21 protein-coding genes are annotated in these 23313 nt (G+C 35.2%); 17 read left to right on the forward strand and 4 right to left on the reverse strand.

What is annotated here, in order from left to right:
* Positions 1-134: 134 nt before the first annotated feature.
* The 10 genes from K6119_RS14020 to K6119_RS14065 all read left to right on the forward strand — a co-directional run bounded on the left by K6119_RS14020 (position 135) and on the right by K6119_RS14065 (position 10180).
* Positions 135-1538, forward strand: a complete 1404-nt coding sequence (locus K6119_RS14020) for a leucyl aminopeptidase family protein (protein ID WP_221832696.1) — start codon at positions 135-137, stop codon at positions 1536-1538.
* Positions 1539-2591: a 4-hydroxythreonine-4-phosphate dehydrogenase PdxA gene (pdxA, locus tag K6119_RS14025; RefSeq protein ID WP_221832697.1), complete on the forward strand. Its 1053-nt coding sequence runs from the start codon at positions 1539-1541 to the stop codon at positions 2589-2591.
* A gap of 115 nt (positions 2592-2706) precedes the next feature.
* Positions 2707-3243, forward strand: coding sequence for a YceD family protein (locus K6119_RS14030; protein WP_221832698.1), 537 nt, complete (start codon positions 2707-2709; stop codon positions 3241-3243).
* 53 nt (positions 3244-3296) lie between these two features.
* The gene (gene rpmF, locus K6119_RS14035) at positions 3297-3488 is read left to right on the forward strand and encodes a 50S ribosomal protein L32 (RefSeq protein WP_221832699.1); all 192 of its coding nucleotides are present in this window, start codon (positions 3297-3299) and stop codon (positions 3486-3488) included.
* Positions 3489-3733: 245 nt separating this feature from the next.
* A complete protein-coding gene (locus K6119_RS14040; RefSeq protein ID WP_221832700.1) occupies positions 3734-4720 on the forward strand; it encodes a beta-ketoacyl-ACP synthase III in 987 nt (328 codons plus the stop codon).
* A gap of 23 nt (positions 4721-4743) precedes the next feature.
* Positions 4744-5235, forward strand: coding sequence for an acetyl-CoA carboxylase biotin carboxyl carrier protein (gene accB, locus K6119_RS14045; RefSeq protein ID WP_221832701.1), 492 nt, complete (start codon positions 4744-4746; stop codon positions 5233-5235).
* A 37-nt stretch (positions 5236-5272) separates the two neighbouring features.
* Entirely contained in the window at positions 5273-5779 is a 507-nt protein-coding gene (locus tag K6119_RS14050; RefSeq protein WP_221832702.1) for a hypothetical protein, read from the forward strand.
* A gap of 26 nt (positions 5780-5805) precedes the next feature.
* Positions 5806-7146 carry an acetyl-CoA carboxylase biotin carboxylase subunit gene (gene accC / locus K6119_RS14055; protein ID WP_221832703.1) on the forward strand — a complete coding sequence of 447 codons (1341 nt, stop codon included), beginning with the start codon at positions 5806-5808 and terminating at the stop codon, positions 7144-7146.
* 118 nt (positions 7147-7264) lie between these two features.
* Positions 7265-8323, forward strand: coding sequence for a PorP/SprF family type IX secretion system membrane protein (locus K6119_RS14060; RefSeq protein WP_221832704.1), 1059 nt, complete (start codon positions 7265-7267; stop codon positions 8321-8323).
* Between the two features lie 60 nt (positions 8324-8383).
* Positions 8384-10180 (forward strand): peptide ABC transporter substrate-binding protein, encoded by a 1797-nt coding sequence (locus K6119_RS14065; RefSeq protein ID WP_221832705.1) that lies wholly within the window; start codon positions 8384-8386, stop codon positions 10178-10180.
* Positions 10181-10248: 68 nt separating this feature from the next.
* Here the strand turns inward: K6119_RS14065 and K6119_RS14070 are convergent, their stop codons facing one another.
* A complete protein-coding gene (locus K6119_RS14070) occupies positions 10249-11241 on the reverse strand; it encodes an aspartate-semialdehyde dehydrogenase (protein WP_221832706.1) in 993 nt (330 codons plus the stop codon).
* Between the two features lie 62 nt (positions 11242-11303).
* On the opposite strand from K6119_RS14070, the gene K6119_RS14075 reads away from it, so the two are divergent.
* Genes K6119_RS14075 through K6119_RS14085 form a run of 3 tightly spaced genes read left to right on the forward strand, consistent with a single transcriptional unit; the run spans position 11304 to position 15150 of the window.
* On the forward strand, positions 11304-13853 hold the full coding sequence (locus K6119_RS14075; RefSeq protein ID WP_221832707.1) for a lamin tail domain-containing protein: 2550 nt from the start codon (positions 11304-11306) through the stop codon (positions 13851-13853).
* A gap of 4 nt (positions 13854-13857) precedes the next feature.
* Complete coding sequence (locus K6119_RS14080) at positions 13858-14721, forward strand: tetratricopeptide repeat protein (protein WP_221832708.1); 864 nt, start codon at positions 13858-13860, stop codon at positions 14719-14721.
* Positions 14722-14760: 39 nt separating this feature from the next.
* Positions 14761-15150, forward strand: a complete 390-nt coding sequence (locus tag K6119_RS14085) for a hypothetical protein (RefSeq protein ID WP_221832709.1) — start codon at positions 14761-14763, stop codon at positions 15148-15150.
* Here K6119_RS14085 and K6119_RS14090 read toward each other — a convergent pair.
* The 3 genes from K6119_RS14090 to K6119_RS14100 are packed head-to-tail and all read right to left on the reverse strand — an operon-like array spanning position 15147 to position 17868.
* Entirely contained in the window at positions 15147-16019 is an 873-nt protein-coding gene (locus K6119_RS14090; protein ID WP_221832710.1) for a hypothetical protein, read from the reverse strand. The two genes, K6119_RS14085 and K6119_RS14090, sit on opposite strands and share 4 nt — an antisense overlap.
* A gap of 9 nt (positions 16020-16028) precedes the next feature.
* Positions 16029-17444, reverse strand: a complete 1416-nt coding sequence (gene pyk, locus K6119_RS14095) for a pyruvate kinase (RefSeq protein ID WP_221832711.1) — start codon at positions 17442-17444, stop codon at positions 16029-16031.
* Positions 17445-17451: 7 nt separating this feature from the next.
* Positions 17452-17868 carry an IPExxxVDY family protein gene (locus tag K6119_RS14100; protein WP_221832712.1) on the reverse strand — a complete coding sequence of 139 codons (417 nt, stop codon included), beginning with the start codon at positions 17866-17868 and terminating at the stop codon, positions 17452-17454.
* A 47-nt stretch (positions 17869-17915) separates the two neighbouring features.
* Here K6119_RS14100 and K6119_RS14105 point away from each other — a divergent pair, with 47 nt between their 5' ends.
* The 4 genes from K6119_RS14105 to infB all read left to right on the forward strand — a co-directional run bounded on the left by K6119_RS14105 (position 17916) and on the right by infB (position 23290).
* Entirely contained in the window at positions 17916-18686 is a 771-nt protein-coding gene (locus K6119_RS14105; protein WP_221832714.1) for a cyclase family protein, read from the forward strand.
* A gap of 125 nt (positions 18687-18811) precedes the next feature.
* Positions 18812-19288: a ribosome assembly cofactor RimP gene (gene rimP / locus K6119_RS14110; RefSeq protein WP_221832716.1), complete on the forward strand. Its 477-nt coding sequence runs from the start codon at positions 18812-18814 to the stop codon at positions 19286-19288.
* Between the two features lie 22 nt (positions 19289-19310).
* Entirely contained in the window at positions 19311-20546 is a 1236-nt protein-coding gene (gene nusA / locus K6119_RS14115; RefSeq protein WP_221832718.1) for a transcription termination factor NusA, read from the forward strand.
* A 50-nt stretch (positions 20547-20596) separates the two neighbouring features.
* Positions 20597-23290 carry a translation initiation factor IF-2 gene (gene infB, locus K6119_RS14120; RefSeq protein ID WP_221832719.1) on the forward strand — a complete coding sequence of 898 codons (2694 nt, stop codon included), beginning with the start codon at positions 20597-20599 and terminating at the stop codon, positions 23288-23290.
* Positions 23291-23313 lie beyond the last annotated feature (23 nt).

Raw genomic sequence — 23313 nt, forward strand, 5'->3', positions numbered from 1 at the left:
ATGCTAATAATATAACGCATTTTACTGTGCTTTAGTTGATATCGGTTCAATTAATTTAATGCATCTACTTTATGAATCTTCCAAAGGTGATACAACCACAAAAAAAAGACTAACTTTATGCAAATTTTGAATACATGCACATACAAGCTGAAATACAACAAAAATCTAAGAGTAATAACACTATTTATCTACTGAAAAAAGCCAAAGAGATTGAGTCATATAATCTTACTAAAAAGGCTTCTTCATACGTTGAAGATCAATTGAAAGATGGCAAGTTCGTGGAACAATCTATGGGTAGTGGAATAGGCGCTATGAAAATTGGTAAACTAGCAGATGCTTATGATAGAGATGAAATTAGAAAATTTGGTGCTCAGGTTTACAAAAGTTTAGCAAATCATTGTGACGATATCCAAGTAGAAAGCCCTTCAAAAGAAGCTATTGAATTGTTTGTTGAGGGGTTTGCTTTGAGTGCTTATAAGTTTGATAAATACCTTTCAAAAAAGAAAGAGAACAAGCTTAAAGCGGTGTATACTACAAATCAAAAAGCAGATTTGAACACAGTAATGCACATTGTTGAAGCCACTAATTGGGCCAGAACCTTAGTTAATGAGCCGGTTTCATACTTGACAGCTTCACAATTCAGTGCAGATATTGTAGAAAAATGTAAAGATTCAGGTGTAAAAGTTGAGGTACTTGAAAAAGCTAAAATTGAAAGCCTAAAAATGGGTGGATTGTTGGCTGTAAATAAAGGTTCAATAGACCCTCCTACTTTTACAATTATGGAATGGAAGCCTAAAAAGGTGACCAATAAAAAACCAATTGTTTTGGTTGGTAAAGGTATCGTTTATGATACCGGAGGTTTGAGTTTAAAACCTACTGCTAATTCAATGGATATGATGAAGTGTGATATGGCAGGTGGAGCAGCAATGGCGGCGACAATTTATGCTGTTGCTAAATTGAATCTTCCAATACATGTGATCACCTTAATTCCGGCTACGGATAATAGACCCGGAGGTAATGCATACGCTCCCGGAGATATCATCACCATGTTTAACGGAATGACAGTTGAGGTTTTAAATACGGATGCTGAAGGTAGAATGGCATTAGCAGATGCTTTGGCTTATTCAGATAAATTTAAACCTGAATTAGTAATTGATGCTGCTACTTTGACCGGTGCTGCTGCTCGCGCAATTGGAGTTCATGCTTCAGTTGTGATGGGAAATGCAGATAAAGCTGAATTGGATTTATTAGAAGAAGCAGGAAACCACACTTTTGATAGAATAGCCAGCTTTCCATTTTGGAGAGAATATGGTGATGAAATGAAATCCAAAATAGCAGATTTAAAAAACTTGGGAGGTGCTGAAGCCGGTATGATTACGGCAGGTAAATTTTTAGAAAACTTTACCTCATCTCCTTATATACACTTGGATATTGCAGGACCATCTTTTATTTTATCTGAAAAAGGTTATAATCCGGCTGGCGGAACAGGAACCGCAGTTAGGTTGTTGGTTGAATTCCTTAAAAGAAAGGCCAAATAAATGAGTAACGATTTAATAAGGGTAGGAATTACCGTTGGAGATATCAATGGAGTTGGATTAGAAGTAATCATTAAAACTTTACAAGACACTAAAGTTTATGAAAATTCAATTCCTATAATTTATGGTTCATCAAAGGCTGTTAGTTTCCATAAAAAAGAAGCTGTTCAGATAGAGGAGTTTAACTTTTTAGCAGTTAAAAATGCTGAAGAAGCAAAGCCTAAGAAAATCAACGTGATCAATTGTTGGAAAGAAGAAGTTAAGATTATTTTGGGCGAGAAAAATGCCAACGGAGGAAAATATGCTTTGTTGTCGTTAGAAGCAGCCACAAAAGATCTTAAAGAAGGAAAAATTGACGTTTTGGTTACTGCCCCAATTAATAAAGATTGTGTTAGAGAGGCAGGTTTTGAATTTGCAGGTCACACTGAATATTTGGCGCACATGAATAATCAAGAGGATGTTTTGATGTTTATGATCGCTGGAGATTTGAGAGTAGGTGTGGTAACAGGACATGTTCCCCTTAAAGATGTTCCTTCATTAATTACTGAAGAGGCTGTTGAAAAGAAGCTGAGAATGATGTTGGATTCATTGAGGAAAGACTTTCTTATTCCTAAGCCAAGAATTGCGGTTTTAGGACTTAACCCTCATGCTGGAGACAGAGGAACAATTGGCCAGGAAGAGTTAGAGATTATTAATCCTGTAATCTCAAAATTAAGAGATGAAGGGGAGTTAATTTACGGTTCTTATTCTGCAGATGGATTTTTTGGCTCATCAAATGTTAAGATTTTTGATGCAATTTTATCAATGTATCACGATCAGGGATTGACTGGTTTTAAATCAATTTCATTTGATGAAGGAGTGAATTATACAGCTGGTTTACCAATTGTAAGAACATCTCCTGATCACGGTACAGCCTATGATATTGCTGGGAAAAATAGGGCTTCTGAAAGGTCATTTAGAAATGCTTATTTTTTAGCTTGTGATGTCCATAGAAGAAGAATGCGATATGATGAATTGCATAAAAATCCGCTAGAAAAACAAACTACTAAGAAATAACGTTTGTTGATTTAATTTTTATAGTTATCTTTGCGCCCCCTATCTGCCAAAAATGAAGAGGCTGGTGATTCAGATCTCAGATTTTATGTAAGGTAGGACTTAATTTGAAAAGGATATGAAGAAGGACCTTTTGATACAATTCTCTGGATTGAGCGACGGTCTTCATCATTACGACTTTCAAATTGGGGATGCGTTCTTTGAGCAACTTGATTATACTGAAATCTCTAGGGCAGATTTAGAAGTTAAGCTGGCATTGGAAAAGAAACCCAATATGCTTATACTAAACTTTCAAATCTCCGGTAAAGTAGAAATCATGTGTGATAAATGCACAGATAACTACTGGCAAGAGGTGAACACGTCTGACGAACTCATTTATAAGTTTGGAGATGGAGATTCTGATGATGAAAAGATTATTTTAATTCCGTTTGGAGAGGTTGAAATAGATATTACGCAACCGATTTACGAATTAACCGTATTGAGTTTACCAAACAGAAGAGTTCATCCAGAAGGACAGTGTGATCCGGAAATGCTTGAAAAAATGGACGAGTACCTGCTTGAGGAGATGGATGAAGAAGTTGCTGAAGAAGAAGATACATCCGGTGAAGATGAAACAGATCCGAGATGGGAAGCGTTAAAAAAATTGAAAAAGTAAAATAGATAATAAATTAGACAAAGGAATTTTCCGGCGTCTTAAAGCTGAATAAAATGGCACATCCTAAGAGAAAGATCTCGAAAACGAGAAGAGACAAAAGAAGAACACATGTAAAAGCAGTTGCAGACAATATCTCAACTTGCCCAACTACAGGACAGCCTCACCTTTATCACAGAGCTTTTTGGCATGAGGGTAAACTTTACTATAAAGGTAAAGTAGTGATGGAAAAAGAACTTGCTGTATAATAATATAACAGCACAATTGTATTTTAAAGGATGATTCCGTTTATGCGGAATTGTCCTTTTTTTATACATAGGCGAGATTTTTTTTAAATCACTGAAATAGGCAAAATCGGACGATTTTTATTCATTTTTGACACAGATTTGACTTTTTCTATCATTTTGTGCTCATTTTTTTGATAAATTTAGCCCCTATTTTAATTGTTGACTAAACCCAAAAATAGTCTACAGCAAAAAGATTAAACTAAAAGATGACAAAAACTACCGCGGCTATTACTGCTGTTCACGGATATGTGCCAGATAGGGTTTTATCAAACCAGGATTTGGAAAAAATGGTTGACACCAACGACGAGTGGATTACAACCAGAACAGGAATAAAAGAAAGAAGAATCGCCGAAAAAGGGCAAGCATTGTCAGATTTCGGAGTTGAAATTTGCAAAGGTATTCTTAAAAAGCGCGGAATTACTCCGGAAGATATCGATATGGTTATTGTCGGATCTATTACCGGAGATTACAGATTTCCAAGTACAGCCAATGTAATTACTGATAAAATGGGAATGACTAATGCATGGGGATTTGATCTTTCAGCTGCATGTTCAGGTTTTCTTTATGCTTTGGATATTGGTAAAAACTACATTGAGAATGGAACGCATAAAAAGATCATAGTAATTGGTGCAGACGTTATGTCTAGTATTATCAATTATAAAGACCGTGCAACTTGTATCATTTTCGGAGATGGTGGAGGAGGAGTACTTCTTGAGCCTTCAGAAGATGGTTTAGGAATTCAGGATTCAATTATGAGATCTGATGGAGCCGGAAGAGAATTTTTATTGCAACAAATTGGAGGTTCTCTTGAGCCAATCACTAAAGAAAATGCTGAATCTGATGGACAATATGTTTATCAAGAAGGAAAAACAGTTTTTAAACATGCTGTAAAAAACATGGCTCAGGTAGCTGTGGATATCATGGATAGAAACAATCTTACAGCAGATGATATTGCATGGTTAGCTCCTCATCAAGCTAACTTGAGAATTATCGACGCCACTGCGAACAGAATGGGCTTAGATCATAGCAAAATCATGATTAATATTGAAAAATTTGGAAACACTACCGCTGGAACAATTCCATTGTTGTTGTGGGAGTGGGAAGATAAATTGAAAAAAGGAGATAACATAATTTTAGCTGCTTTCGGAGGTGGATTCACATGGGGATCTGTTTATCTGAAATGGGCTTACTAAATACACGAACCTAATAATAGATTATGGACATTAAGGAAATTCAAAATCTGATCAAATTCGTATCAAAATCTGGAGTTACTGAAGTTGCAATTGAGCAAGGTGATTTTAAGATTACAATTAAAACTGATCAAATAGGAGAGCACGTAGTTGTTCAACAACCTGTTATGGCTGCGCCTCAACAAGTTGCTGCTCCTCAAGTAACAACACAAGCAGCACCGGTTGCAGCAGAAACTCCTGCCGCAACTGAAGCAGCAGAAACTCCTGCATCTAGCAACTTGATCGAAATCAAGTCGCCAATGATTGGAACTTTCTATAGAAAAAGTGCTCCAGAAAAACCTGCATTTGTTAATGTTGGAGATACAATCAAACCTGGAGACGTTCTTTGTATTGTTGAAGCAATGAAATTGTTCAATGAGATCGAATCTGAGGTTGCTGGTAAAATCGTTAAAGTTTTAGTTGACGATACCACTCCAATTGAGTACGATCAACCATTGTTCTTGGTAGAACCTGCTTAATAGAGCAAGGATTTTTTATCATTCACCTTAAGTTAAGATGAGCAGGAAAAATCTACTGAGATTAGGAAGCATGGCATCTTTGATGTTTGTGCTCACTGCTTGCCCTTACAAATCAACCGTTCCTATTTCTCCTGCAGAAGAGAAAGTGAATAAAAAGTTGATTGGTGAATGGATTGCTACTTCGCAATTAGAATTCAAAAATCCTACTTATGTGAAAGTTGACAAAAAAGACAAGGTTTACTATAACATTGTTGAATACAATTACAGCTCTCACGATAGCTCATATAAGGAAAAATTTTACCAAATGCACACTTCAACAGTAGGAGAAAACACCTTTCTAAATGTGCAAAGTATTAAGGAAACCAATTCGTTTTACTTGTACAAAATAGAAATGGAAAATGATGATCTTACTTTGTATGAAGTGACAGAAAACATTGATGAAAAATTTAACTCATCAGCTGAATTGAAATCGTTTGTAGAAGCTAATATGCAACACAGCTTTTTTTATTCAACAGGTGAGGTGAAATACATCAGAAAAAAATAAACTAGTAATAAACAAAACATAATTTTATGTTTGATAAAATACTAATAGCCAATAGAGGTGAGATTGCCCTGAGAGTTCTTAGAACTTGTAAAGAAATGGGTATTAAAACTGTTGCTGTTTACTCTACAGCTGACAGAGATAGTTTGCATGTTAGATTTGCAGACGAAGCAGTTTGTATCGGACCTCCTCAAAGTTCGGATTCTTATTTGGACATTCCGAAAATTATCGCAGCTTGCGAAATTACTAACGCAGATGCAGTGCATCCTGGATATGGTTTCTTGTCTGAAAATGCCAATTTCTCTAGAATTTGTGCTGAAAACGGAATCAAATTTATCGGAGCTTCACCAGAGATGATTGAATCTATGGGAGACAAAGCAACTGCTAAAGCAACAATGGAAAAAGCGGGTGTACCTTGTATACCTGGTTCAAAAGGTTTGTTAAAAGACCTTCCGGACGCTAAGAAAACTGCTAAAGAAGTTGGATATCCTATTATGCTTAAAGCTACCGCCGGTGGTGGTGGTAAAGGAATGAGAGTAGTTTGGAAAGAAGAGGAATTAGAAGATGCATGGGAATCTGCTAGAAAAGAAGCGAAGACGTCTTTTGCAAATGACGGAATGTACATGGAGAAATTCATTGAAGAACCTCGTCATATTGAAATTCAAGTAGCAGGAGATAAATTTGGAAATGCATGTCACTTGTCAGAAAGAGATTGTTCAATCCAAAGAAGACATCAAAAATTAGTTGAAGAAGTGCCTTCTCCATTTATGACTCAGAAACTGAGAAAAGCAATGGGAAGAGCAGCAATTAAGGCTGTAAAGGCGATCAAATATGAAGGGGTTGGTACTGTTGAGTTCTTGGTGGACAAACACAGAAACTTCTACTTCATGGAGATGAATACCAGAATTCAGGTTGAGCACACAATTACAGAAGAAGTAATTAACTATGACTTGATTAAGGAGCAAATTAAATTAGCTGCTGGTGAAAAAATTGAAGGAAAAGAATACTTCCCACAATTACACGCTATTCAATGTCGTATCAATGCTGAAGATCCATTTAATGATTTTAGACCTTGTCCAGGAAAAATTACGGATTATCACGAGCCGGGTGGACATGGAATTAGAATTGATACTCATGTTTACGCAGGATATGTAATTCCTCCTTACTATGATTCAATGATTTCAAAATTGATCACAGTTGCACAAACAAGAGAAGAAGCAATTACTAAAATGGAACGTGCACTTGATGAGTACTTCATTGAAGGAATTAAAACTACAATTCCTTTCCATCAAAAATTAATGAAAGACGAAAGTTTTAGAAAGGGTAATTTTACTACCAAATTCATGGAAACTTTCGATATCAATAAATAATTTGATTAATCAATATTAAAAAGGCCGTATAACTTAACTGTTGTGCGGCTTTTTTCGTTATGCTTACAAGTAACTTATTAGTAACTTTATTTGTTATATGTAGTATACAGTACAAGAATTGAAGCGTAAAATATTATATATAGTTCTATTGTGTTTGCCGTTATACAGTAACGGACAGGATATTCATTTTTCTCAAACTACCAGATCTTTTTATCAAATAAACCCCGGATTTTTAGGTGCTTTCAATGGTAATTTACGTGCCGAATTGAATTGGAAAGATCAATGGCAATCAATCAACAATACCTTCAGAACTTACGGCGCTTCTTTACAATTTTCATTTGGAAAAGGAGATCCAAGATTTCCGGTATTTTTTGCTTTGGGTGCCCAAGCTTTTAAAGATGTTGCCGGGGATGTAGAAATTGGGAATACTACCGGAGGACTTTCTTTTGCTTCTTTCTTAAAATTGAACAGAAATTCAAGACTTTCTCTCGGAATTCAAGGAAACTATGGTGTAACCGGATTGGATCCTTCCAAAATGCAATGGGGAAGTCAGTACAATGGTCTTAATTTTGATCCAACTTTGACAAATGGTTCAGGAATTGAGTTTCAAGGATTTTCATATGCAGATTTCAGTGCCGGAGTAGGTTATTGGTACACTAAAAATGATAGAAATGTAATAGCTAAAGCCCCGCAAGATGCTAAAGTTGGTTTGGCAGTGTTTCATATAAATAAGCCAAGATATAGTTATGAAATGAGCGATACAACAAGGCTTAGAATGAGATTTGTTTTGCATGGATCAGCCATATTTGCAACAGGTAATGAAGATTTATACTGGTATCCAAATGCCAATATTATGATTCAAGGAAGACAACATGAAGTGCTTCTAGGATCATTGTGGAAGTACAGATTTAGATCTGGCTCTAAGGTTACGGGATTTAATAATGAACTTTCTATTACTGGTGGAGTTGATATTAGAGTTACGAATGTTTTAGATGCTGTTGTGCCACAAGTTTATATTGGAATACATCATTTTTCAGTAGGAATGTCTTATGATGTAAATGTGTCGCGTTTGAACCAGGCATCCAAGTTTAGAGGTGGTTTTGAATTGTCTTTGAGATTTACCAATCCTGATGCATATATTCATAGAAATCCGTGGAGAAGAGGAATATCTATCTAAGCCAATAAATACGTGTAGGTTTATAAAATTTGTATATTAGCTATCTCGAAATTTAGCCAGATGAAACCAGTCAAATTAGTCTTATTAAATGCAGTTTTTGCGGGATTATTGTTTTCTTGCTCAGGATCAGGTGATTCTGACGGTGAAGGTACAGGTGATCCTAATGAATTAGTAAAAGTTGAAGGAGGAAAATTTAAAGGAGGTGTACTAAGAGTAAACTCCATTGAAGATTATACTTCACTTTTCCCTGTTGGGATAAATGATGTTTATTCTACCCACATTGCAGGTAATGTATACGAAGGTTTATTCAGATTTGACCAAAAAACGCTAGAAACACTTCCGGCTTTGGCTGAAAGTTTTGATATCGATAATTCTAAAACGAAATACACTTTTAACATTAGAAAAGGAATTAAATTCCATGATGATGAGTGCTTTGAAGGTGGAAAAGGAAGAGAAGTTACTGCAGATGATTTTAAGTATTGTTTAGAATATGTTTGCTCTAATCACGAAGCTAATAAATGGAATAGCTTTTTCAGAGGTGTAATTGTAGGTGTAGAGGATTATCAAAGTGGTAAAGCTAAGTCTGTTGAAGGAATTAAAGTTGTAAATGATCATACCTTAGAAGTTAAATTGGAAGATCCATTGGCTTCTTTTCCTGACATGTTAGCACTTTTAGCAACGGCTGTTTATCCTCATGAGGCTATTGAAAAATACGGATATGAAGGAATGGATGAACACATGGTAGGTACGGGTCCTTTTATTCCAACTGAAATTTCTAATGGAAAAATTGTAAAGTTTAAACGCAACGAAAACTACTGGAGAGTTGATGAGTTTGGAAATAAATTGCCTTTCCTTGCTCAAATTGAGGTTTCTTTTATCAAGGATAAAAAAGAAGAACTTGAGGCTTTTAAAAATGATGAGCTTGACATGGTTTGGGGATTGCCGGTAGAAGAAATTCCTAACATTATGGGAAGCTTGGAAGAAGCCAAAGAAGGAAAAAACAAAGAGTTCAAAATACAATCAGTTAACTCTTTGAATATTCAGTATTACGGATTCAGATTTACCAGTGAAACATTCAAGGATATTAACGTACGTAAAGCATTCAATTATGCAGTTGACAGAGATTCATTAGTTGAGTTTGTATTGGATGGAGAAGGTGTTGCTGCACACAACGGATTTGTTCCTCCAATGAAAAGCTATCCATATGAATCAGTAAAAGGATTTAACTATGATCCAAAATTGGCAAAGCAATTCATGGCTAAAGCAGGATATCCAAATGGTAAAGGTTTTCCTGAACTGACACTTTATTTAAATAAAAGTGGAGGTGTGAACGTTAAGATTGCTGAGTTTATTACTGCTATGTTAAAAGATAACTTGGGTGTTAAAATTAAGTTGGAAACAATGCCAATGTCAGATTTGTATCCTAAAGTAGAGGCAGGTGAGTTAGATTTCTGGAGATTTGGTTGGATAGCGGATTATCCAGACCCTGCAACTTTCTTGCACTTGTTCCATAGCTCAACCAATGCAGAAAGTGGAGATAAAGCCAATAATTACTTTGGGTATTCAAGTGAAAAATTTGATGCAACTTTTGAAGAAGCATTAAAAGAAATTGATCCTGAAAAGAGAAATAAATTGTATGCTGCGGCTGATCAAATTATTATTGATGATGCGGTAATTATGCCATTGATGTTTACAGTTGGAATTAGGTTGATTAATCCTGAATTGAATGACTTTGATATCAATGAAATGGAGTATAGAGATATGTCTGTCGTATACCTTAAGGAAAGAGAAAAGTCAAATGTAAGAGTGTATGACAATATCGGAGGAGAAGAAGACGAAGAATACAGTGAAGAATAAAATCTAGATCTTATATAAAAAAAGGCCTCATTAAATGAGGCCTTTTTTATTGATATATTCTTCTGTAATTAAGCCGAAATCAAATGCTTTTCAATAATGTATTTTGCAATTTGCACCGCATTTGTTGCTGCTCCTTTTCGTAAATTGTCTGCTACAATCCAAAGGTTAAGTGTGTTTGCTTGAGTTTCATCTCGTCTAATTCTTCCTACAAATACATCATTTTTACCCTTAGCATACAATGGCATTGGATAAGTATTTGTATCTGGATTATCTTGTACTACGACTCCATCCATTTCATGTAATAATCGTCTAACTTCAGATAAATCAAAATCATTTTCAAATTCAATGTTTACTGACTCAGAATGACCTCCTGAAACAGGAACTCTTACAGCTGTAGCTGTAACTTGAATTGAAGGGTCAAGAATCTTTTTAGTTTCATTCGTTAACTTCATCTCTTCTTTGGTGTATCCGTTATCTTCAAATACATCACAATGAGGTAAACAGTTACCTACAATTGGATACGGATAAGCCATTTCCCCTTCTCTTTCATTCATCTCATTTTCCATTTGAGTGATGGCTTTCATTCCTGTACCTGAAATAGACTGATAGGTAGATACCACAACTCTTTTAATCTTATACTTTTTGTGTAATGGAGCTAATACCATCACCATCTGAATTGTAGAACAGTTAGGATTAGCGATTATTTTATCATTTTCTGTAATCAAATCAGCATTGATTTCAGGAACAATCAATTTGTGATCAGGTGACATTCTCCATGCAGAAGAATTATCAATAACAGTAGTGCCCACTTCTGCAAATTTAGGTGCCCATTCTAATGATGTTGAACCACCAGCACTGAAAATGGCAATTTCAGGTTTTTGCTCAATAGCATCTTCAATACTAATTATCTTATAAGTATTTCCCTTATAGGTTAATGTCTTACCAACTGATCTTTTTGAAGCTACTATAAGCAATTCATCTACTGGTAAATTGTATTCTTCAACAACATCCAAAATCTCTCCTCCAACAAGGCCTGTAGCACCTACTACTGCTATTTTCATATTAATTTAATTTGATTGTGGGACAAAAATAGTACATTTAAGAGCGTTAAAATCAAGGATTCATGCGATTTTGTTTAACACTTTTATTATTTGCTGTTAATTTGACTCTATGGTCGCAGTTTTCTGATGATTTTACAGACGGAGACTTTACTGCTAATCCAACCTGGACAGGTCAAACAAGCAATTTCATAGTCAATACTTCTGGTGAATTACAATTAAATGCACCAGCAGCAGCTGATACTTCTTATTTATCTATTCCAACTGCTAATATTGACAATACTACCTGGGACTTTTATTTGAGAATGGAGTTTAATCCATCAAGTTCAAATTATGCAAGAATCTATTTAGTTTCAGATAACGCCGATTTAAAGGCTAGCCTAAATGGTTACTTTGTGATGATGGGAGGTACGCCTGACGAAATAAGTTTGTACCGTCAAGATGGTCTAACAACTACCAAAATCATAGACGGAGTAGACGGTTCATTAAACAATGATCCTGCACTGGCAAGAGTAAGAGTTACTAGAGATAATTTAGGAAACTGGGAATTGTTAAGAGATACAACCGGGAATTATAGCTTTATTTCAGAGGGAACTGTTTTAGACGCAGCTTATACAACCACTGCTAATTTTGGTGTGTTTTGTAAGTATACAGCTACGAGATCTACTTTGTTTTTCTTTGATAATATGGGTGATCCGTATGTGGATGCAACACCTCCAAGTATTGATACTGTAATTCCAATTAACTTTACGCAAGTAGACGTTCACTTTTCTGAGCCATTAAACCAAACAATAGCAGAAACTGTGGGTAGTTGGTCTGTAAATCCCGGACCTACTTCAGGTACTTTTACACCAACTTTAGATGGTTCTGATCCATCATTGGTACACCTTAATTTCACAGCTGCATTTGATAACAACACTTCACATACTCTTTCTACTTTTGGAATTGAAGATCTTGATGGAAATCCATCTTCTGAAAACAAGAATTTTTTGTTCTTCATTGCTGATTCAGCAGTTTACAATGACATAATCATCACAGAGTTTATGGCTGATCCTTCTCCGCCTGTTGGTTTGCCTGAAACCGAATTTGTTGAATTGTATAATCGTTCTAACAAATACATTAACCTTGATGGTTGGACACTTTCTGATGCTTCATCTGCAGGTACATTTGGAAGCTACTTGTTGGGTCCTGATGAATATGTTTTGGTAACTAATACCGGAGATGCACTGCAGTTTTTCGTTCCTAATTCAACGGAGATATCCTTGCCTTCCTTGAATAATTCTGATGATGCTATTGTTATCAAAAATCAGTATGGTGCTATTATCGACTCTATTTTTTATAACCTTGATTGGTATCATGATGCTGCCAAAGAAGATGGTGGTTGGACAGTTGAAAGAAAGCACAATGATGCACCTTGCAATGATGCGTCAAATTGGGCTGCTTCTGTCAATTCAAATGGCGGAACTCCTGCAGAGCAAAATTCAGTGTGGACAGATCAAAACGACACATCTCTTCCATCAGTAGTTGATTTTACAGTAGTTAATGAAACTAGCGTACTAATTGATTTTAGTGAAGTGTTAGACACTACCTATAGTTTGCAATTGTCAGTTGATCCCAACATTAATTCATTAAGCTGGTCATATGCATCTTTGCAAAGTGCTGACATCACTCTGGATATTCTTCAAGCAAATCAACTTTATACGCTTACAATTTCAAATGCGCAAGATTGTTGGGGTAATGTAATGAATAGTCAAAATATTCAATTGGGAATTCCTGATTCAGTTGAAGTAGGAGATGTTTATTTAAATGAGGTAATGTTTAATCCATTAACAGGTGGTTCAGATTACATTGAGTTGTATAATCAATCTGATAAAATAATTGATTTAAAAGATTTGATGCTGGCCAATTGGGATGACAGTGTTGCAAATATTAAATCCATTTCTACTGATCAAAAACTTTTGCTTCCTGGAGGGTATGCGTTAATTACAGAAGATTCTTTGGATGTCATCAATGATTTTTCGGTTTATGGAAGCGGAACTTTTACAGAGGCAGATTTACCTACTTACCCAAATGATTCAGGAACCGTTTATTTGTTGTCTGGGGCAGGTATAATAGATTTTTTCCATTATGATGAAGATTATCACTTCAAATTAATTTCTGATGTAGATGGAAAATCTTTAGAACGCATATTATATGACGGTGGAATGAATAATCCAGACAACTGGAGAACAGCAGCAGAATATGCTGAGTGGGGAACCCCGGGTTATTTGAATTCACAAACATTTGCTCCAACGCCTCAAGGAAATGTGTCTTTGGATCCAACTACTTTTTCACCTGATAATGACGGATACCAGGATGTACTTACTATTACTATTGATCCAGCTGGAAATGACAATGTGGTGGATGTAGAAATATTTGATAATAGAGGAAGATTAATACGACTATTAAAAGACAATTATTTTGTAGGAGACCAAGCCATTATAACTTGGGATGGCGTAGCTGATTCTGGAGAAAAAGCACAAATTGGAACTTACATCATTCTGGTTTCTATTTTAGATGAAAACGGAAACCAGAAGCAATATAAATTAGTAGCTGTTTTAGCTGGTAAACTTTAATTTTATGATCAACCCAAAACTTATGCTTGCCTTTGTGGCAATGGTCTTATCTTTTCAAATTTCATTAGCACAAGAAAAAGAGAAGCAAATTGCTCAATTAATGGATGAGGTAAACAAACACCTTGAAAAACGTGATTGTGAATCGGCAATAGTCGCCCTGGACAAAATATTGACTTATGACGGGGACCATTTTAAAACACTTTTAATAAAGGGAACTTGTTTACAAAACTTGAATAAGTACCAAGAAGCCTCAGATCTGTTTCATCAATTACTCCTAAAAGATTCTTCCAATTTTGAAATCTATCAACATCTGGTAACCTGTTACAGTGGTTTGCATATGCACGACAAGGGTATTGAATACAGTAGAATAGGATTGGCTTATGCATCAACCAATAAAGAAAAAGAGTTCATGCTGTGGGGAATTGGAACATTGCACATGGAAAAAATGGATTATGATAGTGCAAAATTTTACTATGATAAGGTGTTGGAAATCAATCCAAGAAATAGAGTAGTAATATTGAACAATTCATACATTTTAATAGAACTTGAAAAATATAAGTTGGCTGAGAAGTTAATTCTAAAAGTGATAGAGGATGATGATATCCCAAATACATATAATGATTTTTCAAACTTGGGATATGTATATGTTAAGTTGGGAGAGTATAAAAAAGCGAAAAAGTACCTTGACATCTCCAAAAAGATGAATCCAGAAAACAATTGGATTTATCGAAATTATGGCATTTTGTATAAAGCCCTGGGTAAAAAAAGCAAAGCATGTAAGTATTATCAAAAGGCGCTTGACATGGGATTTGTCTCGCATTGGGGTGAAAGGTATATTAAAGAATTGGCCGATTACTGTAATCAATAATTTGAAATTCAGTATTTTTACTAAAAAGGAGGATTCATTATGGATAGCAAGCAAAATTTATATTACGCCCTTGGAATTTTTTCATATGCTGTAGCAAAAGCAGATGGTATTGTTCAGTACGAAGAAAGAGAGGCGTTACATAAAATAGTTAAAGAAGGCATTAGCCATGACATGGATTTCCAGTATGTGGAGATTATCTTTAATATTCTTCAAAAAGATAAGGTTGGATTTGAAGATGTCCATAAATGGGCATTGGAGGCACTTGAGCAAGGTAAATACCATTTGACAGAAAAGATCAAGGAGGAATTTATTCAAACTATGAAAAAAGTGGCTGAAGCATTTCCACCTAAGTCAGATGAAGAGCATGAGCTAATCAATCAATTTATTCAAGAAATAAGAGATTTCAAAGTAAATATGACCATTGACTAGGTCATATCATCCAGGATATCAGAATCGGGTATTTTAGTTTTGGGAATGTTGTCTACATCTGCTGATGTCATCATTGATTTAGCTAAGCCAACAACTACAAAAGAACTCAGGAAAATACGCAAAAGTGAACTAAAAAGGCCATAAAGCCTTGCTTCTTCAAACCCTATTGAAAGCAGTGCAACTACAATGTAGGTGATAAGACTCATCAAGCTTTCTGCGATAAAATTCATAGACAGGAAAAGTAGTGTCCCGGCAAATATTTGTGTTATTAGGTTCTTATCGAAAAATTTGAATGGCCTATCATCTAAATGAAAACACAAGGTTGCAAGGTAAAATGGTGACAGGGCCAAAGGAATTGCAATTAATCCAAAAAACCAGATAGCAAATTTGTTATTTCTTCCTACATCAAATAAAGGGGTTTCCATCATTAATTGCCCTTGATTAAAACCGGCAGGGAAAAGAATTGACAGCACAAAAATTATTGTCAAAGCAATGCCAAAATTCTTCCAATGATTGGGTGTAAGTTTATTCAACAAGGCTTGTAAACTCAATTTTTTATCGGCTTCGTCATATTTTAAGGCAATGGCATACAATCCAATCAATAATAGAGGCATGCTTTGCACTATGGGAGAAATAGACGCATAAAATATAAAGCTGTCCACTTCATAAATTCCAATGAAGAAAATATCTGGTCCATAAAATAGATTGATGATTCCTCTCCAAAGTAATAGTACCAAGCCCGTAAAGACTGTAGCCGCAACTACAAATAAGATAGAACGAGTAAATACAACAGATGTATAGTTTAAATAAGCAGATGTGAGTTGTTCAAATCCCTTATTTAAATGGGCAACAAATGCTTTTTTGTTCATCTCTGGAAATTAAACCTCGCTTAGTTTCATCATGTTAGATTGCCCTCTTTCTTCCATTGGAATAGAAGCAATATTCAAGACTAAATCACCTTTCTTCAAATAGTCTTTTTCAAATAAATAGGCTTTACAATCCTTAATAGTTTGATCTGTACTTTCCATTTGATCATAAAAGAATCCAATAACACCCCAAACCAAGTTTAGCTGAGTTAAAATCTGACGATTTTCAGTAAAGACATAGGTCGTTGCTTTAGGTCTCTGAGATGAAATTTTATAAGCAGTATACCCTGAAAAAGTCATAGTAATAATTCCGGCTGCATCAACTCTTTTAGCCATTCTGGCTGCGTTAAAGCAAATAGAATCAGTAATAAACCTTTCCTGATTTTTTTCAGGTAATTCTTCTTTCTCATAAATTTCAGGATTGGCTTCAACTTCTAAAACAATTTTAACCATGGCCTTGATAACATCAACAGGATGATCTCCTATTGAAGTTTCACCACTCAACATTACGGCATCAGCCCCATCCATTACAGCATTGGCAACATCATTTACTTCAGCTCTGGTTGGTCTGAAATTTTTAATCATGCTTTCCATCATTTGCGTTGCCACAATTGTAGGTTTAGCGTGAAGACGACATAATTTGATGATTTTTTTCTGGAGATTTGGCACTTTTTCCATTGGAACTTCAACACCTAAATCTCCTCTGGCAATCATCACACCATCAGTTTCTGCTATAATATCTTCAATATCCCAAACTGCTTCAGGTTTTTCAATTTTCGCAATTACTTTGGCGTGCTTTTTCTTAGCCTTGATGATTTTCTTTAATTCTTTTATGTCTTGTGCAGATCTTACAAATGACAATCCTATCCAATCAATGTCTAGAGACAATGCAAATTCAAGATCTTTTCTGTCTTTTTCTGTAAGTGACGGTAATGAAATAGCTGTGTTTGGTAGATTAACTCCCTTTTTTGAACTTAATATCCCTCCATGTTCTACTATCGTCACCACCTCTTTTTTGCCATCAGTAGATTTTACTTTCAATTGAAATCTTCCATCATCAACCAATAAAATATCTCCAACTTTAACATCTTGTGGAAATGTTTCATAGCTCAGGTACACTTTTTTGTTAGTACCCATGCACTTTTCTGTTGTGAAAATTAATTCACTCCCATCTTCTATTAAAACACCATTGTCTTCTACTTCTCCTATTCTAATTTTTGGCCCTTGTAAATCTGCCAGTAAAGCTACGTTGGTACCCAATTCATCATTGATCTCTCTAATAATATCTATTACAGCTTTGTGATCTTCATGTGCACCATGAGAAAAATTGATTCGGCAAACATTGAGTCCTGCTTCAATCATTTTTTTCAAAGTCTCTTTGCTACTTGATGACGGCCCTATAGTGGCTACTATTTTTGTTTTCTTCATATTGGATTTAAAAAACTAAATTGGATTTGGACTTTAATTCGTCCGGCTCAAAAATAAATGCGGTTAAAATAACTTCAATTTGCTTCAATTGGTTTAATATATCGTTAATTTCTCGCACGTAGTTATTCTTGATCACTAAAAAATAATCTATTTGATCTTTCTCAGGAATAAGTCTTTGATAGTTGTTTGAAAGGTTTTTTATCAAATAATATTCAATGTGCTCCTCTTCGTCATAATAACTGTAAAACGAATGTAAATGTTCACCTTGCTTTTTCTCTATAACACTGTAATCTTCTTCTTTGTTTAATCCAATGGATAAACTGTTATTGATACTCCAACAAAGTCTATAATCTGAATGACTGCTGCAAATTCCGATCAATTGAAAATCGTATTCTTCATCAAATGTCAATTTATGCTTTGCCATGTGCTGATCAAATATTATAGTAAAGGTATTTAATTTATATTTAGTGAATGATTTTAAAACTCAACGAAAAAGAATTTATCGATACTGATGCACCTATTGATATTTCTATTCCAATTCACAATGGTAAAAATCCGGTTTTGGCCTGGTATTATGGTCCGATTGAGTTAACCCCGGTTATGACAGATCAATTTATTGGTGACGTCAATCAGGGAGGCGCAGTGAATTTCAGACATTTGAGTATGAATCCACACGCACATGGTACACATACTGAATGCGTTGGACATATTTCAAAGGAATGGTATTCTATTAATAAGTGCCTTAAAACTTTTCATTTTAAAGCGGCATTGATTACTGTAGTTCCTGCAAAAGTCTTTAATGATGAGTTTCAAAAAGAAGATGATGTAGTGCAGGTAGAGGCTATTAAAGAAGCTATAGATAATCTGGATTTACCTCAAGATGTAGATGCACTTGTAATTAGAACAATGCCAAATGGAATTAATAAACTTTCAAAAAATTATTCCAGTACCAACCCAATCTATTATGATGAAGCATGTATTCATTTTATCAATGACTTGGGGATAAAACATTTAATTGTAGATCTGCCATCAGTGGACAGAGAAGAAGATAAGGGTGTCTTGGCTGCACATCATGCATTTTGGGATTATCCAAACAATCCTCAATTAGAAAAATCAATAACCGAATTAGTTTTTATTCCGGATGAGGTGAAAGACGGAATATATGTGGCTAACATCCAAATTACCAGCCTTGAAAATGACGCTTCTCCTTCCAAAGTAGTGTTGTTTAAAATTCAATCTTAACATACAGGATTAAATAACTTAACGTTTAATGCTTGGTAGATTTAGATTAATCACTATATTTGTACCGTTAAAAATATTAAAACAAGATCGAGAGGGGACGAAAGTCCCCTCTTTTTGTACTCAAAATGATAGCAAAAGAATTGGTAAAAAGCTTGGTTGAAGAGAGGATTGCTGAGAGAGATGAAAAGCTTTATATCGTGGATATTATCATTAGAAATGGCAATCAAATTTTGATCGAGTTAGATAAAGAAGATGGTGCCGTTTCAATTGAAGATTGTATTGCTATTAGTAGAAATGTTGAGCACAATTTAGATCGAGACCAGGAAGATTTTTCTTTAGAGGTTTCTTCTGCCGGAATGACAAATCCATTTAAGGTAACTAAACAGTACCTAAAGAATGTTGGCAGAGAAGTTAAAGTTCAATTATTTGAACATGGAAAATCGATAGAGGGAACTTTGTTAAGTGCAGATGACGAAGGTATCATTATCGAGAAAAAAGAAAAAGTAAAGGTCGAAGGGAAAAAGAAGAAAGAATGGGTGACAACGGAGATCCCACTTAAATATGTTGAAATCAAAGAAACTAAACTGCAAATTAGTTTTTAGAGTTTGTAATTTTAATTGAGATATGAATGCGCTGGAATTAATTGAGTCGTTTTCGGAATTTAAAGAATTTAAAAACATTGACAGAGAAACAATGATGAACATCTTACAAGATGTTTTTCGTTCAATGTTGAAGAAAAAATACGGTTCGGATGATCACATTGATGTAATTATTAACCCTGATAAAGGTGATGTTGAGATTTGGATCAACAGAGAAATCGTTCCTGATGGAGAAGTTGAAGATGAAAATCTTGAAATTTCATTGTCAGATGCTATTAAAATTGAACCTGACTTTGAAGTTGGTGAAGAGGTAGCAGAAGAAATTAAATTGGGAGATTTTGGAAGAAGAAATGTATTGTCATTACGTCAAAACCTTATTTCAAGAATTCTTGAATTAGAGAAAGATCATATCTACAAAAAATACAAAGAGAGAATTGGAGAAATCATCACCGGAGAAGTTTATCAGGTGTGGAAAAGAGAAATTCTTATTTTGGATGATGAAGGTAATGAATTGATCCTTCCTAAATCTGAACAAATACCTTCAGATTATTTCAAAAAAGGAGAAGCAATCAGAGCTGTGGTAGCACGTGTTGATTTAAGAAACAACTCTCCTATTATTATCCTTTCTAGAACTGCTCCTGAATTCTTGGAGAGATTGTTCGAGTTAGAAGTACCTGAAGTATTTGACGGATTGATTACAATTAAAAAGATTGTTAGAGAACCAGGAGAAAGAGCTAAAGTTGCCGTTGAATCATATGACGACAGAATTGATCCTGTTGGTGCATGTGTAGGTATGAAAGGAGCTAGAATTCACGGTATTGTTCGTGAGTTGAAAAATGAAAATATTGATGTAATCAATTATACCAATAACGATAAATTATTTATCCAAAGAGCATTATCTCCGGCAAAAATCACATCTATTGAATTAGATGAAGGAAACGGAAGAGCTGATGTGTTCTTGAAGCCTGATCAGGTTTCTTTAGCTATTGGTAAAGGTGGTCACAATATTAAATTAGCCGGAAAACTTACCGGTTACGAAATTGATGTTTACCGTGAAGGTGCAGAAGATATCGAAGATGTGGATCTTGACGAATTCACTGATGAAATCGAAGAATGGGTAATCGAAGAATTGAAATCTATTGGATTGGATTCTGCGAAAGCCGTTATCGAATTAGATAAAGAAGAGTTGATTAAAAGAACTGATCTAGAAGAAGAAACAATTGATGATATTCTTCAAATCTTAAGATCTGAGTTCGAGTAATACTTTATTTTAAATCAACTTTTTTAGACAAAAACAACACAATAATTTAAATGGCAGGAAAAGCAAAAAGGTTAAACAAGGTAGCAAAGGAATTCAATATTAGTATTTCTACTATTGTTGAGTTTCTTGAGTCTAAAGGTTTCAAAATAGACTCCAAGCCTAATACTAAGATAGAAGGAGAAATCCTTACTGTCCTGGAAGAGGAATTCGCTGATGACAAAGAGGCGAAGCAAAAATCTGAGGATGCAGTTGTAGGAAGAGAAAAAAGAGAATCTCTATCTATCAATGACCTTAAAAAAGAAGAAGAAGACGTTGAGGATGACGAAGATGAAGATGACGTAGAAGAAGATGATGACGATAATGTTGAAACTGAAGCTGAAATAGAAGAACCTGCCAGTGAACCAGCTAAAGTAGAAACTAAAAAAGTCGGTGTTGCTGTTGTCGGAAAAATTGATCTAGACTCAATTAATCAAAAAACGCGTCCTTCAAAAGAAAAGAAAGACGATAAGAAAGAAGAGGAAGAAAAAGCAAAAGCTGAAGCAGAAGAGGCCGCTAAAATAGAAGCAGCTAAAAAGAAAGAAGAAGAGGAAAAAGCCAAAGCTAAAGCAGAAGAGAAAGTTGAGGCTCCAAAAATTGAAACAATTAAAGCGGCTTCGGATAAATTATCCGGACCAAAAGTAATTGGTAAAATTGAGCTTCCTGTTGAAAAGGATAAGTCTGACAGTAAAGACAAAAAGAAACGTAAACGAATTAAGAAAGTTAACGTTGAAAAACAAGCTCAACAAAATAAAGGTGGAGGCGCAAAAGGAAAAGGTAAACCTAACAAAAAAGACAAACCGCTTGTAACTGACGAGGAAATCCAAAAAGAGATTAAGGAAACGCTTGCTAGATTACAAGGAGGTGGTAAAAATAAAGGAGCCAAATTTAGAAGGGAAAAAAGACAATCTATTGCTGATAAAAGAGCAGAAGAACTAGAACAAGAAGAACTTGAAAAAGGAATCTTGAAAATTACTGAGTTCGTGACTGTTTCTGAATTGGCAACAATGATGAGTGTTTCTCCTACTGAAGTTATCGGATCTTGTATGTCTTTAGGAATCTTTGCTTCAATTAATCAAAGATTAGATGCTGAAACAATTCAAATTGTAGCTTCTGAGTACGGATTTGAAACTGAATTTATTTCAGCTGAAGTTCAGGAAGCAATTGAAATTGAAGAGGATAAGGAAGAGGATTTACAGCCACGTCCGCCAATTGTAACTGTAATGGGTCACGTTGACCACGGTAAAACTTCATTATTGGATTACATTAGAAATGCGAATGTAATTGAAGGTGAGGCCGGAGGAATTACGCAGCACATTGGAGCTTATTCAGTAACTGCAAAAGACGGAAGTAAAATTACCTTCTTAGATACTCCTGGTCACGAAGCCTTTACCGCAATGCGTGCTCGTGGTGCTCAGGTAACTGACGTTGCAATTATAATCGTTGCAGCTGATGATGATGTAATGCCTCAAACAAAAGAGGCCATATCACATGCTCAGGCAGCAGGTGTGCCAATGGTGTTTGCCATTAACAAAATTGATAAGCCGGGAGCAAATCCTGACAAGATAAAAGAACAATTATCTCAAATGAACATTCTGGTTGAAGACTGGGGTGGAAAATACCAATCAGCAGATATTTCAGCTAAAAAAGGATTGAACATTGACCAATTATTGGAAAAAGTGTTGCTTGAAGCTGAAATGCTTGACTTGAAAGCAAATCCTAATAAAAATGCTGTCGGTACAGTAGTTGAAGCTTCTTTAGATAAAGGTCGTGGATACGTAACTACAGTATTGGTTTCTGCAGGTACATTGAGAGTTGGAGATTTTATCATTGCAGGTCAGCACTACGGTAAGGTGAAAGCAATGCACAATGAACATGGACAAGTGGTGAAAGAAGCTGGTCCATCTACTCCTGTGTCTATCTTAGGATTCAACGGTGCTCCTAGTGCAGGGGATAAATTCAACGTATTAACTGATGAGCGTGAAGCAAAAGGTATTGCTGCTAAACGTGAACAGTTGCACAGAGAGCAAGGATTGAGAACTCAAAAGCATATTACCTTGGATGAGATCGGAAGACGTATCGCAATTGGAGACTTCCAGGAATTGAACGTTATTGTTAAAGGTGACGTGGATGGTTCAATTGAGGCATTATCAGATTCATTGTTAAAATTGTCAACTGAGAAAATTCAGGTTAATATTATCCATAAAGGTGTAGGAGCCATTTCTGAAACAGATGTTTCATTAGCTTCTGCTTCTGATGCAATTATTGTTGGATTCCAGGTAAGACCTTCTGCACAAGCTAGAAGATTGGCTGAACAAGAAGAAATTGATATCAGATTGTACTCAGTAATCTATAAGGCTATTGAGGAGATCAGAGATGCAATGGAAGGAATGTTGGCACCTGAGTTCAAAGAAGAGATTTTAGGTACTGCTGAAATCAGAGAAACATTCAAAATTTCTAAGGTCGGAACCATTGCAGGTTGCTTTGTAACTGAAGGTAAAATTCTTAGAAATGCAAACGTTCGTATCATCAGAGATGGTATTGTAATCTACACTGGTGAACTAGGTTCTCTAAAACGTTTCAAAGATGACGTTAAAGAAGTTAAGAACGGTTACGAATGTGGATTGAATATTGATAAATTCAATGACATTAAAGAAGGAGATATAGTAGAATGTTACCACGAAGTTGAGGTAGCTTCTAAGCTATAAATTCAATAAATTAATTTGATTGG

The sequence above is a fragment of the Paracrocinitomix mangrovi genome (assembly GCF_019740355.2).
In the GTDB taxonomy this organism is placed as follows: domain Bacteria; phylum Bacteroidota; class Bacteroidia; order Flavobacteriales_D; family Crocinitomicaceae; genus Paracrocinitomix; species Paracrocinitomix mangrovi.

What these genes read in the sequence shown, in the direction of transcription:
- K6119_RS14020 (WP_221832696.1), top strand. Translation starts at nt 135, where the DNA reads ATGCACATACAAGCTGAAATACAACAAAAATCTAAGAGTAATAACACT.
- pdxA (WP_221832697.1), top strand. Translation starts at nt 1,539, where the DNA reads ATGAGTAACGATTTAATAAGGGTAGGAATTACCGTTGGAGATATCAAT.
- K6119_RS14030 (WP_221832698.1), top strand. Translation starts at nt 2,707, where the DNA reads ATGAAGAAGGACCTTTTGATACAATTCTCTGGATTGAGCGACGGTCTT.
- rpmF (WP_221832699.1), top strand. Translation starts at nt 3,297, where the DNA reads ATGGCACATCCTAAGAGAAAGATCTCGAAAACGAGAAGAGACAAAAGA.
- K6119_RS14040 (WP_221832700.1), top strand. Translation starts at nt 3,734, where the DNA reads ATGACAAAAACTACCGCGGCTATTACTGCTGTTCACGGATATGTGCCA.
- accB (WP_221832701.1), top strand. Translation starts at nt 4,744, where the DNA reads ATGGACATTAAGGAAATTCAAAATCTGATCAAATTCGTATCAAAATCT.
- K6119_RS14050 (WP_221832702.1), top strand. Translation starts at nt 5,273, where the DNA reads ATGAGCAGGAAAAATCTACTGAGATTAGGAAGCATGGCATCTTTGATG.
- accC (WP_221832703.1), top strand. Translation starts at nt 5,806, where the DNA reads ATGTTTGATAAAATACTAATAGCCAATAGAGGTGAGATTGCCCTGAGA.
- K6119_RS14065 (WP_221832705.1), top strand. Translation starts at nt 8,384, where the DNA reads ATGAAACCAGTCAAATTAGTCTTATTAAATGCAGTTTTTGCGGGATTA.
- K6119_RS14070 (WP_221832706.1), bottom strand. Translation starts at nt 11,241, where the DNA reads ATGAAAATAGCAGTAGTAGGTGCTACAGGCCTTGTTGGAGGAGAGATT.
- K6119_RS14075 (WP_221832707.1), top strand. Translation starts at nt 11,304, where the DNA reads ATGCGATTTTGTTTAACACTTTTATTATTTGCTGTTAATTTGACTCTA.
- K6119_RS14080 (WP_221832708.1), top strand. Translation starts at nt 13,858, where the DNA reads ATGATCAACCCAAAACTTATGCTTGCCTTTGTGGCAATGGTCTTATCT.
- K6119_RS14085 (WP_221832709.1), top strand. Translation starts at nt 14,761, where the DNA reads ATGGATAGCAAGCAAAATTTATATTACGCCCTTGGAATTTTTTCATAT.
- K6119_RS14090 (WP_221832710.1), bottom strand. Translation starts at nt 16,019, where the DNA reads ATGAACAAAAAAGCATTTGTTGCCCATTTAAATAAGGGATTTGAACAA.
- pyk (WP_221832711.1), bottom strand. Translation starts at nt 17,444, where the DNA reads ATGAAGAAAACAAAAATAGTAGCCACTATAGGGCCGTCATCAAGTAGC.
- K6119_RS14100 (WP_221832712.1), bottom strand. Translation starts at nt 17,868, where the DNA reads ATGGCAAAGCATAAATTGACATTTGATGAAGAATACGATTTTCAATTG.
- K6119_RS14105 (WP_221832714.1), top strand. Translation starts at nt 17,916, where the DNA reads ATGATTTTAAAACTCAACGAAAAAGAATTTATCGATACTGATGCACCT.
- rimP (WP_221832716.1), top strand. Translation starts at nt 18,812, where the DNA reads ATGATAGCAAAAGAATTGGTAAAAAGCTTGGTTGAAGAGAGGATTGCT.
- nusA (WP_221832718.1), top strand. Translation starts at nt 19,311, where the DNA reads ATGAATGCGCTGGAATTAATTGAGTCGTTTTCGGAATTTAAAGAATTT.
- infB (WP_221832719.1), top strand. Translation starts at nt 20,597, where the DNA reads ATGGCAGGAAAAGCAAAAAGGTTAAACAAGGTAGCAAAGGAATTCAAT.